The sequence below is a fragment of the Aliidiomarina sp. B3213 genome (assembly GCF_003290085.1).
In the GTDB taxonomy this organism is placed as follows: domain Bacteria; phylum Pseudomonadota; class Gammaproteobacteria; order Enterobacterales; family Alteromonadaceae; genus Aliidiomarina.
Genome location: NZ_QMKJ01000002.1, coordinates 540,049 through 554,724 on the forward strand (window position 1 = coordinate 540,049; position 14,676 = coordinate 554,724).

14 protein-coding genes are annotated in these 14,676 nt (G+C 47.0%); 7 read left to right on the forward strand and 7 right to left on the reverse strand.

Translation table 11 applies throughout. From position 1 onward, the window contains the following. Window positions 1–4: 4 nt before the first annotated feature. Window positions 5–2,866 (reverse strand): insulinase family protein, encoded by a 2,862-nt coding sequence (locus tag DQX04_RS07760; RefSeq protein WP_111915317.1) that lies wholly within the window; start codon window positions 2,864–2,866, stop codon window positions 5–7. 43 nt (window positions 2,867–2,909) lie between these two features. Here DQX04_RS07760 and DQX04_RS07765 point away from each other — a divergent pair, with 43 nt between their 5' ends. Together DQX04_RS07765 and DQX04_RS07770 are read left to right on the forward strand one after the other, a co-directional pair. Beyond that, window positions 2,910–3,926, forward strand: a complete 1,017-nt coding sequence (locus DQX04_RS07765; RefSeq protein ID WP_111915318.1) for a hydrolase — start codon at window positions 2,910–2,912, stop codon at window positions 3,924–3,926. Between the two features lie 6 nt (window positions 3,927–3,932). After that, entirely contained in the window at window positions 3,933–4,166 is a 234-nt protein-coding gene (locus DQX04_RS07770) for a YheU family protein (protein WP_111915319.1), read from the forward strand. On the opposite strand, the gene cysQ is transcribed toward DQX04_RS07770, so the two are convergent. Together cysQ and nudE are read right to left on the reverse strand one after the other, a co-directional pair. After that, the gene (gene cysQ, locus DQX04_RS07775; protein WP_111915320.1) at window positions 4,139–4,996 is read right to left on the reverse strand and encodes a 3'(2'),5'-bisphosphate nucleotidase CysQ; all 858 of its coding nucleotides are present in this window, start codon (window positions 4,994–4,996) and stop codon (window positions 4,139–4,141) included. The genes DQX04_RS07770 and cysQ overlap by 28 nt on opposite strands. A gap of 12 nt (window positions 4,997–5,008) precedes the next feature. Continuing rightward, window positions 5,009–5,584 (reverse strand): ADP compounds hydrolase NudE, encoded by a 576-nt coding sequence (nudE, locus tag DQX04_RS07780; RefSeq protein WP_111915321.1) that lies wholly within the window; start codon window positions 5,582–5,584, stop codon window positions 5,009–5,011. Window positions 5,585–5,648: 64 nt separating this feature from the next. Between nudE and yrfG the strand changes: the two genes are divergently transcribed. Both yrfG and sthA read left to right on the forward strand, forming a co-directional pair. Beyond that, window positions 5,649–6,308: a GMP/IMP nucleotidase gene (gene yrfG / locus DQX04_RS07785; RefSeq protein ID WP_111915322.1), complete on the forward strand. Its 660-nt coding sequence runs from the start codon at window positions 5,649–5,651 to the stop codon at window positions 6,306–6,308. 57 nt (window positions 6,309–6,365) lie between these two features. Further along, window positions 6,366–7,793 carry a Si-specific NAD(P)(+) transhydrogenase gene (sthA, locus tag DQX04_RS07790; RefSeq protein ID WP_111915323.1) on the forward strand — a complete coding sequence of 476 codons (1,428 nt, stop codon included), beginning with the start codon at window positions 6,366–6,368 and terminating at the stop codon, window positions 7,791–7,793. On the opposite strand, the gene envZ is transcribed toward sthA, so the two are convergent. The 3 genes from envZ to DQX04_RS07805 all read right to left on the reverse strand — a co-directional run bounded on the left by envZ (window position 7,790) and on the right by DQX04_RS07805 (window position 10,210). After that, entirely contained in the window at window positions 7,790–9,130 is a 1,341-nt protein-coding gene (gene envZ / locus DQX04_RS07795) for a two-component system sensor histidine kinase EnvZ (protein WP_111915324.1), read from the reverse strand. The two genes, sthA and envZ, sit on opposite strands and share 4 nt — an antisense overlap. Next, window positions 9,131–9,856, reverse strand: a complete 726-nt coding sequence (gene ompR / locus DQX04_RS07800; protein ID WP_111915325.1) for a two-component system response regulator OmpR — start codon at window positions 9,854–9,856, stop codon at window positions 9,131–9,133. Window positions 9,857–9,982: 126 nt separating this feature from the next. Then, entirely contained in the window at window positions 9,983–10,210 is a 228-nt protein-coding gene (locus tag DQX04_RS07805; RefSeq protein WP_111915326.1) for a hypothetical protein, read from the reverse strand. Between the two features lie 222 nt (window positions 10,211–10,432). Between DQX04_RS07805 and greB the strand changes: the two genes are divergently transcribed. After that, complete coding sequence (gene greB, locus DQX04_RS07810; protein ID WP_111915327.1) at window positions 10,433–10,909, forward strand: transcription elongation factor GreB; 477 nt, start codon at window positions 10,433–10,435, stop codon at window positions 10,907–10,909. 5 nt (window positions 10,910–10,914) lie between these two features. On the opposite strand, the gene DQX04_RS07815 is transcribed toward greB, so the two are convergent. After that, window positions 10,915–11,469 (reverse strand): hypothetical protein, encoded by a 555-nt coding sequence (locus DQX04_RS07815; RefSeq protein ID WP_111915328.1) that lies wholly within the window; start codon window positions 11,467–11,469, stop codon window positions 10,915–10,917. A 64-nt stretch (window positions 11,470–11,533) separates the two neighbouring features. On the opposite strand from DQX04_RS07815, the gene DQX04_RS07820 reads away from it, so the two are divergent. Beyond that, window positions 11,534–12,151 (forward strand): glutathione S-transferase family protein, encoded by a 618-nt coding sequence (locus DQX04_RS07820; protein ID WP_111915329.1) that lies wholly within the window; start codon window positions 11,534–11,536, stop codon window positions 12,149–12,151. 159 nt (window positions 12,152–12,310) lie between these two features. After that, complete coding sequence (locus DQX04_RS07825) at window positions 12,311–14,674, forward strand: Tex family protein (protein WP_111915330.1); 2,364 nt, start codon at window positions 12,311–12,313, stop codon at window positions 14,672–14,674. Window positions 14,675–14,676: the final 2 nt, after the last annotated feature.

Genomic DNA, 14,676 nt, shown 5'->3' on the forward strand with positions numbered 1-14,676 from the left:
CCTCTTACTCTGTACCCGCATTTACAGGCATTTGTGTCCACTGCTCAGTTGCAGAGAATGGAATGTCTGTAAAGTTCGCACCACGAAACTCAATGCGTACCTGATTACGTGCGGCATGGTCGCCTGCAACCAAGGTTGTGAAGTAAGTTTGTAGCTGCGCTTTTGTAAGTTGGTCTAAAGCCGCAAGCGACTCTTCACGGCGGTTGTAATTCGGCTCTTCTCTACGCCATTCAGAAACCACCAAACCAGCTTCTTCACCAAGGCTTTGTGGAGGCTGCTCTAAACTACTTCTTAACGCAGTTTTGGTTTCTTCAAAACGTTGGTCTTCTAGTTCCGCTACAAATGTTGTCGCATCATCTATAAATGCATTGAAGCGATCCACCAACGGAGCAGGACCACGAACTGGGCTTTGAATGTACATAGCCAAACCTGGGTTCTCCTGCAGGCTTAAGTTCGTTACGCCCACTGCATAACCAAGCTGCTCTTCCGTTCTTAATTGATTAAAGAAACGAGTGTGAAGCAATTCTGAAAGCAACTGCATAGATAAACGCGCCTGAATCGACTCGTCTTCCACAAAGTGCGCTTGTAAAACAGCAGAATCGTCCAATTGAGTATTATTTTGATAGCTCAACGGGAAGTCAGACCCAAACTCACGAATCGGCGTGTGCTCTTGGTAAGTTATTTCCGCACTCGGCGTAACAAAGTTAGCTGCGTCGCGCACTAATGCAGTCGCGTCTTCTGCCGTGTGATTACCGTAAACCAATGCCCGTACAGAAACGTCGCCTAACAGCTTAGCTTTAACAGTATTGAGTAACTCCGGCTGTATCGACATCACACGAGCCAAACGCTGCTGATGACTCAAGAAGTCAGGTCGTACCGAGCGTTGATAAGCTGGGAACAAACGATTCAGTGGGCGTGCCACCAATTCATTCATAATGCTACGGCGCTGACGGTCTTGAACCATTGCGAATTGCTCAGCTGTCATCTCAAACTCAACAAATCGGGTTAACAACATATTCGCAAGCTCTGCTTGTTTGTCATTGAAGCCGTTAAGTCTTAGCTGTAATCCTTGTCCGAAAGACAGTGAAAAGCCGACGCCCGCAATACCTGCTTCACGAGAAAAACCACGCTCACTCAAGTTAAAGGCATCAAGTAACATACTTGCAGCTACGCGCTCTTCGTAACTCCACTCGAATGTAGGTTGGTAGAAGTCTACAAATACCGACGCACGAGGTTCTTCGAAGCGTTCGCTACGCTGATAAAGCAAGCTTAAACCCGGCTCATCAATAATCGTTTGTGGTTGAGCTTGCACTTCACCAGTCACTAAGCTCAAGTCTTCAGGTAGCAAGCGGTTCACGGCAGGCAAATTAATCGGAACCTGAGCTGCCATATCCTTCCATGACTGAATCATTTCGTTAGAAAGATCCGCAATACGATACTGACCGTCAAAGAAATGCATCTGTTGGTCGGTTTCAACATCAGGCGCTACCACAAAAATACGTGCGTTTTCTGGACGCACAGCCTCTAGAACTGACTGGGTAACTTCTGCATTGAAACTGTCTAACCGATAGTCGGCGTCGATAGCGTGCTGGGTCGGTACCTCTTGCATAGCGGCTGCAAGCTGAGAAACATAACCAAAGGCTTCTTGTTTTCTCAAGAATTGGAATTCGTTGTTCAACACAGTACGTAGCTCGCTTACGTAAGCTTCGTCTACGCCTGTTTCACGTAGCATGTCGAAATAGCGGAACAATAAACCTAACACTAGCTCTTTTTGCGCATAACCTTGCTCGGTAAGCTCTAGCGCTACACGAACACGGCCTGCATTGCCATAGTTGTTGGCCTCACCCCAAGCACTTAACGACTCGATAAGTCCGCCTTCACGGAGAAGTGCAGCAGGAGTGCCCGGCATTTCAGAGCTGATGAGGTAACTCACCAAGCCTTGTGGTTTATTCGCAAAATACTCCGACACTTCAGGAATGGTGAAGTCTAGAAGTAGCGTACGCGTTTCCACTTGTGGCTTGTAATAAATAAGCTGCTGATTCTGAGCTTCCGTTACTGGTGGAGCTGTAATCGGGTCTACCGCAGCGTCAAAGTTAGGAATGTCCGAGAATGAGCCACGAGCTAGTTGCTCAAGTTCGTCAAGAGAACGATTACCTAACACTACTGCAGTCATTAAGTTTGCAGAGTAATAACGCTCGTAAAACTCCACCATGGCTTCAAGCAAGTTGCTGTCTGGCTTGTCGCCCAAAGACTCGTTATTACCAATACGGAAACGCGCAATAGGATGGTCTGGATTTAACGTACGGTTGTTCAATGCAAATAGAATGAAACCGTCGTTTGCACGTTGCATCGACCATTCCGAGTTCACTGCATTCACTTCCTTTTCAACATATTCAGCGGTGAACAGAGGTGCTTTGAAAAAGTCAGAAAAGCGGTCTAACGCTTCAGGCAAAGCGTCGTTATTAATCTCGAACATGTAGTTTGTGAGATCATCAGCGGTATAGGCATTGTGCGTGCCGCCGTGGCGCGACATAAATTCGCTGTACTCATCCGGATCAGGATATTTTTCCGTACCTAAGAAGAGCATGTGCTCTAGAAAGTGCGCAAGGCCAAGTTGGCTGTCTGGGTTTTGCATACTTCCCGCACCAACTGCTAATGCTGCTGCAGCTTTCTCAGTTTCAGTGTCGCTAACCAATAACACACGCAATCCATTTTCGAGTGTAAGTGTGCGATACTCACGCTCGTCATAAGGGCTGGTATAGATGTCTGGTTCGCCAGACTCCGGCGCTACAGGTTGCTTAGAGCAGCCCGCTAAAACAAGCGCGAAGGCAATAAGAATAACGTAACTTCGCATGGAAAATAACATAGTAAAACCCTGGTCATTAATGGAATAAAGTGAACCTTAAATTATGCAAACCAGTGTACCAAGTTGCAATGACACAAATGTTTCTGAACATTTCAAACCTCATCCATGGTTGAAGAGCGCGCACCTGCAAACCCTTTGGTCACGCATAAGTCGCTACCAGCCACGTGCGAAATTTGATATTGAAATATTACCTACCCCAGACGGAGACGAGCTTGACCTGGCGTGGCTAAAAGGCGCAAAAACTCAAGCAGATGCCCCAATAGTAGTTATTTTTCATGGTTTAGAGGGTAGCGCTAAGTCGGCCTACGCCGATCAACTTGCAATCACGAGTGTTGAGCAAGGCGCCGACGCTGTAGTCATGCAGTTTAGAACATGCTCGGGAAGGTTGAACAAAACTCCGGTTGCATACCATTCTGGCGCATATGAAGATCCCCTACATACATTGCAACATATCGCAGATAAATACCCGAACCGTCCTATTCACGCAGCAGGATTCAGTCTTGGCGCAAACATGCTCGTGAATTTACTAGGGCGCGTGGAGAATCCCCCTATTCAACGAGCTGTTGCTGTATGTCCGCCATTGGATTTAGCCTCCTCGTCACTGAGAATGAACAAAGGGTTCTCTCGGGTATATCGCAACCACTTACTCAACAGTTTGAAGCAAAAAACGTATCAAAAATTGGAGTTGGGTATTTTTTCAGACGTTCTCGACTTAAATCCACGGAAGCTACTAACCTGCAAAGACTTTCCACAGTTTGATGACTGCGTAACCGCGCCGTTACATGGTTTTCAAGGTGCGAATGAATACTATGAAAAGTGTAGCGGCAAACAATACCTAAGAAACATTACTACGCCCACCCTAGTGATTCATGCTCAAGACGATCCTTTAATGAGCCAAGAAGTTATTCCTTCATCAGAAGACTTAAGCCCCCAAGTTCATTACGAGATGCACCGACATGGTGGGCATGTTGGTTTTATTACCCAGCACGAAGGAGCGGCCAAGCCTTGGTTACCCGGTCGTATTATGCGATGGTTCGGTTCTGAAATTAAGGCGAGGTAGCTGGCAATGAAAATCCCTTGGCAAGAACTTGAAACCGAAACGTTAGACGCCCTTGTGGAACAGTTTGTATTGATGGAAGGCACTGAGTACGGCGAACAAGATGTGTCTTTAGAAACCAAGGTGGCACAGGTGAAACGGCAGTTACAGGAAGGCAAAGCCATTATTGTATGGTCTGAATTACATGAAACGGCGCATATTGTTCCTGCCGACAGCTATGACGATTCGGGCGCTATGCCTTGAGGTAAAATATCCTGCCAATCGATTCTAGGGTCACCCAATACTAAAAAGTTGGGATTCTTCGGTTGTGCACTGCGGTTATATTTCAAGGGCCGAAAAGACTCGTCCACCAAACTTCCGCCCGCCTCTTCCACCAATATTTGTGCCGCCGCTGTGTCCCACTCACCAGTTTCACCAACGCGAACGAAGCAATCGGCTGTACCTTCTGCTACCAGGCAAGACTTCAAAGCACAACTTCCAGTGTAAACGTGCTCTATGTCTCGATCGCCTGAGCTCATGCGTGAAAGAATTCTTTCGGTTGGTTGGCGCCGACTGAGAGCGACTTTAATACTGTCTGACTGCGGAGTGTCTAGCCTACGAACACTAATATTTTGATGAACACCCTTTTGTAGTCGCCAGGCTCCTTGCCCAGCTGCTGCGGTATACAATGCGTCTTCCGCTGGCCAGTAAATCACGCCGAGAATTGGCATATCGTAATGGATAAGGGCAATACTCACGGCAAAGTCACCAGAGCCATAAATAAATTCTTGGGTGCCATCTAACGGGTCAACTAACCAATAGCTCGACCAGTCTCTACGCACCGACCAGTCGACTAACGACTCTTCCGTAAGCACAGGCAAAGAAGGGTTTAGGTTATGTAAGTGTTCACTAATGAATTCGCTCGCCATGAGATCGGCACTAGTGACAGGGGAATCGTCTGCCTTTGTTTCTACGTCGAATTTGCCCTCGCCTTGCAACGCGAGGATTTTTTTACCGACAGCAGAGGCAATGTCGGCAACCTCTGCCGACAAATGAGCTAGGTGTTCTTCAGGCCAATATTGAGGTGGGTTCATAAAGCCCCCTTCTTAACTACTGCTTCCGTTATTTATATTGCCTTGTTCTCGCCACCTTTGCATTAAAAGTAATGCAGCGACACTTCGCGCTTCGGTAAAGTCAGGTTGAACGAGGAGTTCATCTATATTGTTCACGCTCCACGGCACAATTTCCAATGGTTCGGGTTCATCGCCGGGTAGCTTCTCTGAGTATAGATCAAGACCGACATAAAGGTGCATAGACGCTGAGAAAAATGCAGGAGCCATAGTTACGCTTTTCATGGGCACCAACTTTTTCACGCCATAGCCAATCTCTTCTTTCAATTCTCTATCCGCAGCTTGCTCGGGCGTTTCCCCCGGATCGATAAGACCTTTCGGGAAGCCAAGTTGGTAATTGTGCAGGCCTGCGGCGTATTCGCGCACAAGTAACATAGTGTCGTTATCGATAAACGGTACAACCATAACTGCACCGCGCCCGCTGCCTTGCATGCGTTCATATTGCCGTAATTCTCCATTACTAAACTTCAAGTCGATAGACTCGATGCGTAATAAGCGACTTTTCGCTACAATTTGGCGTGAGAGGATGGTTGGTATTTGTTTGCCGGCCATAATACTGCGCTCTTATTCCGTGAACTCTCTAAACATACACTAAATTAAATCATCGAGAAAACCCATGCTGAACTGGCAAAACATAGACACTATTCTTCTCGACATGGACGGTACGATTCTAGACCTCCATTATGACAACTATTTTTGGGTAGACTATTTACCTTTAGCCTATGCAAAACACCACAATATTGATCACGGGGAAGCGCAAGAATTCCTGAATAAAGCTTTTACCGAGGTAGCCGGAACACTCAACTGGTATTGTCTCGATTACTGGGAACGAACGCTTTCACTGCCGGTTCGCCAGCTAAAGCGAGAAATGACTGAAAAAATTAAATACCGGCCAGACGCGATGAACTTCTTGAAGCAGCTTAAGGCGAGCAACAAACAAGTAGCGTTGTTAACGAACGCTCACCCAGACGCACTCGCGCTGAAAAATGAGTTCACACATTTGAAAGAGTGGATACCTCAGCAGTTCTCTACGCATGAATTTGGTTACTGCAAAGAGTTCAACGAACTTTGGCAAGGTCTTTCTGAAACGCTCTCTTTTAACCCAAAACGCACACTATTTGTGGACGACGGAGAGCATATCTTAGACAGTGCAAAACGGTTTGGCATTGAATACACCTTGGGTATAACAAAACCTGACAGCCAACAACCGGCTAAAACATTTGCACGTCACCCCGCTGTTGCAAGCTTCGCAGAGTTACCAAAACTTGGCGAATAACCAGAACCGTCTTATGCTTATGATCATGTTAGAAAAAACAAAGGATTTGCGCCACTTATGAGCCAAAATGCGAAGAAAGACAATGTCACCGCCAACTTCGACGCTGTAGTGATCGGCTCCGGACCTGCCGGCGAGGGTGCGGCAATGATGTTAGCGAAGCGCCATCAAAGTGTCGCAATTATTGAAGCATACCCCAGACTTGGTGGTGGCTGTACGCACTGGGGCACCATTCCCTCAAAGGCCCTACGCCATTCGGTGAGCCGTTTAACCGAATACAACGCCAGCCCCTTATTTGCGCGCGGCGAAATGCCTACCCAGCTTACATTCTCTGAAATTCTCAAACATGCTGAGGGCGTTATTCGCAAACAAGTTTCTTTGCGCAGTTCGTTCTATGTTCGAAATGGTGTAACCGTTATACATGGCAAGGCTAGTTTTCAAGATAAAAACCATTTAGCCATTTCACGACCAGACGGCTCAATCGACATTATTCACACCAAGAATGTGGTCATTGCAACGGGTTCTCGCCCCTACAGACCACCAGGTGTAGACTTCTCGCACCCACGTATTTACGACTCCGACACTGTGCTTTCTTTGAAGCACGAACCGCGCTCTATTTTAATTGTCGGTGCAGGTGTAATTGGCTGTGAATACGCAAGTATTTTTCGGGGGTTGGGTGTAAAAGTCGACCTAATCAATAACCGTGAACGCTTACTTTCATTTCTCGACACAGAAATTTCTGACGCACTGAGTTATCACTTACGCAACAGCGGCGTGGTTATTCGCCATGGCGAGGAGTTCGACTCAATCGAAGGTCGAGAAGACGGTGTGGTGCTTACCACAACTTCAGGCAAGAGAATGTTTTCCGACTGCCTTCTGTTCGCAAATGGTCGCTCGGGCAATATTGAACAGCTAAATATTGAAGCGGTGGGGTTAAAAGCAAATTACCGCGGACAGCTAGAGGTAGACGCTAACTATCGCACCGCTGTGGACAATATCTATGCGGTTGGTGACATTATTGGCTACCCGAGTTTAGCGAGCGCCGCTTATGACCAGGGGCGAATTGCAGCTACCGCAGTACTCGACGGTCAATGCGACTCCAAGCTTGTTTCAGACATCCCCACGGGAATTTATACCATTCCTGAAATTAGTTCGGTGGGAGCCACAGAAGAGCAACTTACCGCCGACAATATTCCCTATGAGGTGGGCCGTGCACAGTTTAAACACCTTGCGCGCGCACAAATTGCTGATTCACACGTTGGCTGCCTAAAACTAATATTCCACAGAGAGACATTCGAAATTTTAGGCATTCACTGTTTCGGCGAGCGGGCTTCGGAAATTATTCACATCGGGCAGGCCATTATGGAACAAAAGAACGGCGGTAATAATATTAATTACTTTATTAATACCACGTTTAATTATCCAACCATGGCAGAGGCATACCGGGTGGCGGCACTCAATGGAGTGAACCGAGTCGCACCTATTTAGTCTTGGGGCCCGGCTTGCTCCATCAGGTCGGGCTTAGACGGTAACTCAATACGAATACAAAAACCTTTGCCCGGGTGGTTGGTCGCTTCTAACGCGCCGCGATGCAAGTCGACGAACCGGTTCACAATTGCGAGCCCTAGGCCCGAACCTTCACCACCACGAGCGCTATTTCCCTGCGTAAAAGGCTCAAACATTCGTTTCAGCTTGTCCTCGGGTATGCCCTCACCGCGGTCACACACCTCTAGGAAAACGCCCGCGGCGTCAGTATTTCCAACGCGCTTAGTCGAGCCCGTATGAATGGTTATCGGTGGCGCGCCATAGCGCTGTGCGTTCACAACTAAGTTCATGAGCACACGTTTTATAGCAGTGGGCTGCATCATGACCGCGGGTAAATTGCGTTCAAGATCAAGTTCAATGCTTTGTTCGTCGGTGTACTCACTGGTAAGTACCACGTCATGTACGAGCTCGTTTAAATTCGCTTTCTCAAAATCTTTCACATCTGGCGAGCGTACAAAGTCGACAAACTGGTCGATAATCGAATTCATGTCGTCAATGTCTTGTACGACACCGTCCCACAACACATGGTCTTTGTCCGCCATCATTTCTGCAGCTAAACGAATTCGCGTTAACGGCGTTCGTAAGTCGTGGGAAATACCTGCAAGTAACAAGTTGCGGTCGTCTTCTAATTGCTGAATTCCTCGCGACATTTTATTAAATGCGCGGGTAACGTTGATAATTTCGGTTGCACCTAGCTCGTCTAATTCACCGCGATATATACCTCGGCTCAAGTCTTGCGCCGCTCGCTGTAAATTACGTAACGGTTGGTTTAACCAACGCGCAAACCAAGCGCCACCCGCAACACTCAGCGTCCCAATAAGAACTAGATAGAAAAGCAATGGAGAGAACTGGCCTTGATCTATTCCTGTCATAGGAATGCGATACCAGCCGGTTTGCCCTTCGGTTTGAATCCATATCTGCATGGGGGCAGTGTCACTAATTCTTACTGAAACCGGCTTTTTCATGACACGAGCCATTTCAGTGGCTAAAAAGCTATAAGGTGCAGCTTGGCGAACACCAGCTTCTTCAGCTTGCTGCAAAGAGAGTTCTTCAACACCTGAAATATCCTGGTAACGCTGTCGCATATTCGGCAGCAAGCGCTGCTCGGCGATAAGTTCATGGGTTTGTACTTGCTTACCCACCAAATAACTGAGCTGCTGCACGCTCGGTTTCACCACATAAATGGTGATCATGACGTACGACAATATTTGGTTAACAACCAGCAGTAATGCAAGCAGTGCTATTGTTCTGGCAAAGGCTGTTCTTGGCAGCAACGTCATTTAATGCGCCGACTCCCCGTCGGGTACGAATACATAACCCAAGCCCCATACGGTTTGTAAGTAACGAGGGTTAGCTGGGTCGGTTTCGATAATTCGGCGTAACCGCGACACTTGAACGTCAATGCTACGCTCCATTGCACTGTAATCTCTACCACGTGCAAGGTGCATCAACTTGTCACGCGAAAGCGGCTCGCGCGGGTGGCTCACTAACGATTTCAACACCGCAAATTCGCCACTGGTTAAGGTAATCACTTCATCGCCTTTACGCAGTTCCCGAGTCCCCATATTGAACCAGAAATTGCCAAATTCCACGACGCGGTCTTCACCACTCGGAGCGCCCGGTGCTTCACGAACTTGACGACGCAATACAGCTTTTACCCGAGCCAGTAATTCACGAGGATTGAATGGCTTTGGCATGTAGTCGTCAGCGCCAACCTCTAAACCAATTATACGGTCTACGTCGTCGCCTTTTGCCGTCAGCATAATAATAGGTAGGTTATTTTCTTTTTGGCGTAATCGTTTACATATCGAAATGCCATCTTCACCGGGTAACATAAGATCGAGCACCATAAGGTGAAAAGTTTCCCGTGTAAGCAACCGGTCCATCTGCTCGCTGTCGCCCACGGCTCGAACTTGAAAGCCTTGTTCGCTTAAATACCGTTCTAGCAGCGCACGTAACCGCACGTCGTCGTCTACAACTAATATACGTTCAGAAGTTTCATTCATAGAATCACCGTGTCTCGTTGCACATGCGTGCTCGGTTTTTAATCATGAGACACAGTTTAGAGGTAGGACAGCGGGTTGCCAATGAAAACGTTGGCAAACCCTGCTGTAAATTGTTACCGGTTATTACTATTGTTGCGGTTGAGGTGACGCGTCAGAGTCGTCTTGAACCCGCTTCATCGGTGGATTCACCCAAATGACTCTAGACGGAGAAGCTCCGTTTCGGTTAGCAGCTTCAATCACTGCAACCTCGTCCCAGTCCACTTCGTATTTCTTCGCGAACGCGCTGCTTGAGTTCGTACTTGCACACCCAACAGACATGAGCGCGACAACACCTATAATCATGAGTTTCTTCATTGTGTACCTCCTCACTCATAATTTACGCCATCAAAAGATGACTACACTTTAAGTATAGTTTAAGTACACAAATTAACCGCTTTGAGATTATCTTATTCGGTAAAAAACTGATTTTTCGCGATAAAAAGTTAGTGATTACATCGCTTATAAGCCGCCTCTTGCGATGAAGCGCAAAGCTAAGTATCTTTCCTGCTCTCAGCGCATTACACACAAAGGTCGACCGTGAAAACAAATCTAATTACCGCAGAAGGTTTTAAAAAGCTAGAGAAGGAACTCGACCATTTGTGGCGAGAATACCGGCCTGAAATCACAAAAAAGGTGGCTTGGGCTGCAAGCTTAGGCGACCGCAGTGAAAACGCCGATTACAAAGAAAACAAGCGCCTACTCAGACAAATTGACAGTCGTGTTCGCTTTCTACGTAAACGCCTTGAAGTTCTTAAAGTTGTCGCCTACTCGCCACAACAAGAAGGAAAGGTATTTTTTGGTGCTTGGGTTGAAATAGAAGATATTGACGGTGTGCAAAAAACCTTTCGGATCGTGGGGCCCGATGAAATTTACGGTCGCAACGACTATATTTCAATCGACTCTCCGATGGCTCGCGCGCTGCTTAAAAAAGAAGTCGATGACGAGTTTTACGTCACAACCCCATCAGGTAAAAAAGAGTGGTTTGTTACCCAAATTCGTTACGACAAAACCTAAAGAAGCTAAGGCTGTCTCTCATAATAGCCATCGAAAGCAACCGTCCAGTCTTCATCCTGCTGACGCGTTTCCCATAACTGTCGCACGCGACCGTCGTTAAGTAGTTCCCAGGAAATACGTTGTTTTAGAACTTTGCCGTCTGTGTTCTGAGTTTCTCCCGACAACACCATTTTACCATCAATTACTCCACCTTCTAGGACAAGCAGCAAACCACCATTGTCAACCCAGGTTTGGTGCCACACTTCACGAGTCGCGTCATAGATATTGTAGCTGGCTCCTCGGTAATCCCTCATGTTCTGATATTGTTCGTGTAATGCACAACCGTCAAAAGTTTTTGTAATCGCATTTATACCGACTTTGTCACCCGCGGTGTTATACACATTCCATTCCCCTACCCAAAAATCAAACTGCTGATACTCTGAGCCAGAGCATCTCTGCTGTGCGTACGAAAGGTTAGAAGACAGCACTAGAAAAATCACGAGAGCACAATACATAGAAAGTTTGAGCATAATCTTCATTCCAATGTCAGTTTCCACTTGAGTATAGTCAATTTCAGCCATAGCGTTTTGTCTTATGAACGTGCAAACTGAGTGCTACCACTGACACAAAAAGGTAGTTCAGAAAATGAAATTATACGAAATGGCCATTGCGCCCAACCCGCGTCGCGTTCGCATGTTTATGGCTGAGAAAGGGCTGCTAGACCAAGTTGAGCGTGTGGAACTCGATCTGCAAAAAGGCGAAAACCTAACGCCTGAATTTATCACCAAGAATCCTATGAAAAAGGTTCCGGTTTTAGAGCTAGACGACGGAACGTGCATTCCTGAAACCATGGCTATTTGCCGTTTTGTAGAAGAAAGCCATCCGGAAACTATGAATTTAATGGGTGAAACACCCAAAGAAAAAGCGGAAATAGAAAAATGGACCCGCTGGATTGAATTTTACTTTTTCTTACCTACTGGCATGGCTTTTCAGCACCTAAGCGGCTACTTCAAAGACCGTATGGAGCCCAACGAGAGCTGGGGCCTGAACTGCAAGAATGACGTGGAGAAGTTCTTTCATAAGCTAAACAAACACTTAGCAGACAATGAATGGATTGCCGCTAACCGTTTCACCGTAGCCGACATTAACGCATTTTGTACCGTTGAATTTGCTCGTGTTGTAGACGTTCGTATTAAAGATGAACAAACCCACTTGCAACGTTGGTTTGATGCGATGAAATCACGCCCTTCTGCAGACGTTTAACAGCTATCAAGCATGACGCAGCAAAGCTTCTGCGGTAATATTGAATTTTCTGGCGCGGACCATTCTGCGCCTTTTTACTATTGAAGTAATACGGTTTTATAAATTCAATGACACGAGTGCTGCGCTTTTGCACTCGTATATTTAGGAATTCTCATTTTTATGGCTTTAGCTACCGCCGAACACGCTCAAATTCTTGAACAGATTGCCTCCGAACTGAATGTTAAAACTCAACAAGTTTCAGCAACCGTACAACTTATCGACGAAGGCTCCACGGTTCCTTTCATCGCTCGTTATCGAAAAGAAGTGACCGGCGGATTAGACGACACCCAACTACGTAACCTAGCCACTCGCCTTACCTATTTACGTGAGCTTAGTGAACGTAAAGCAGTTATTTTAAAAAGCATTCAAGAGCAAGAAAAACTTACCCCAGAGCTTTCTAACTCTATCCAAAACTGCACCTCGAAAACCGAGCTTGAAGATCTCTACTTACCCTATAAACCGAAACGCCGTACCAAGGGACAAATTGCCATTGAGGCGGGTATCGAGCCACTAGCAGACCAGCTTCTTACCGATAACAACGCAGACCCAGAAGCGCTAGCAGCAGAATTTATAAACGCTGAAGCCGGGTTTGAAGACACTAAGGCGGTGCTTGAAGGTGCGCGCTTCATCGTTATGGAACGTTTCTCTGAAGACGCTCAGTTACTGAAAGAAATTCGCCAGTCTCTATGGCAACAAGCGGATATCACCAGCCAAATGATGCCGGGTAAAGAGTCTGAAGGCGCGAAGTTCCGTGACTATTTTGAGTATGCAGAACCGATTAAAAAGGTTCCTTCACACCGCACATTAGCCATGCTGCGCGGCAGGAACGAAGGCGTACTACAACTGAAACTTCAACCAGAGCCTCATGCAGAAGAAGGCCAACGCAGCGCGTATGAAGAAAAAATTGCACAGCATTTTAATGTAGAAGCCGCTTCTGGAGGCCTATCTGCTTGGCGCCTTCAGGCCGTGCAGTGGACATGGCGTGTAAAAATTCTTCCGCGTATGGAAACTGACTTATTAGGTCAGTTAAGAGACGCAGCCGAAGAAGACGCTATAAAAGTATTTGCGAAAAACTTAAAAGACCTTCTTATGGCAGCGCCAGCCGGTCAGAAAACCACATTAGGTTTAGACCCCGGATTAAGAACGGGTGTTAAAGCGACTGTAGTTGATCAAACCGGAAAACTTGTAGGGCAAACCACAACATTCCCTCATGCACCACAAAACCAATGGGACAAGTCATTACGCTCGCTAGCGGCTCTGTGCAAGCAACATAAAGTAGAGTTAATTGCGATAGGTAACGGTACTGCTTCACGAGAAACCGACAAGCTTGCCGGGGAGCTGGTTAAAGCGCTACCCGAGTTAAAAATGCAAAAGGTCATGGTGAGTGAAGCCGGCGCATCTGTTTATTCCGCGTCTGAATTAGCCGCACAGGAATTCCCAGACCTCGACGTTTCATACCGGGGTGCGGTGTCTATTGCTCGTCGCTTACAAGATCCACTAGCAGAACTCGTGAAAATTGAACCGAAATCGATTGGTGTAGGCCAATACCAGCACGACGTGAGCCAGTCTTTATTGGCAACTAGCCTAGATGCCGTAGTGGAAGACTGTGTTAACGCGGTTGGCGTAGACTTGAATATGGCGTCTGTTCCGTTGCTCGCTCGTGTCGCTGGTCTTAATCGCAGTTTGGCGCAGAACATTGTGCAACACCGCGACCAAAACGGTGCTTTCGACAACCGTAAAGCGCTACTCGAGGTGAGTAGACTGGGACCCAAAGCATTTGAACAAGCCGCGGGGTTCTTGCGTGTAACCAATGGCTCGCAGCCATTAGACGCCTCATCAGTTCACCCAGAAGCTTATCCTCTTGTTGAGAAGATAGCAGAGCACAATGGTAAAGCGTTGTCTGAAATTATCGGTCAGTCAGACTTTTTACGTGGGCTGAACCCTAACGATTTCACCGACGATAACTTCGGCTTGCCCACTGTTTCAGACATTCTTAAAGAACTAGAGAAGCCAGGCCGAGATCCGCGTCCAGAATTCAAAACCGCAGAATTCAAAGAAGGTGTAGAAACGCTAGAAGACCTGAAACCGAATATGCAGTTAGAAGGTGTAGTGACCAATGTGACTAACTTCGGTGCGTTCGTAGACATCGGTGTACACCAAGACGGCTTAGTACATATTTCTTCGCTTTCTCACGAATTTGTTAGCGACCCACATAAAGTTGTGAAAGCTGGGCAAGTGGTTAAAGTGAAAGTGCTCGACGTAGACCTTCCACGTAAGCGTATTAGTTTAACCATGCGGATGGACGATCAGGCAGGAGCCGTAAGCAACGGCTCTTCTAACAACGCTGACCGCGGTGCAACTGGTAAAGCAACTGGAAAAACTCGTAGTCAGGCGAGCCAAGGCCGCAATAAACAGGAAGACAAAGGGAATAGCGCAATGGGTAACGCCTTCGCCGCTGCTTTTGCTAACGCCAAAAAGAAATAGAG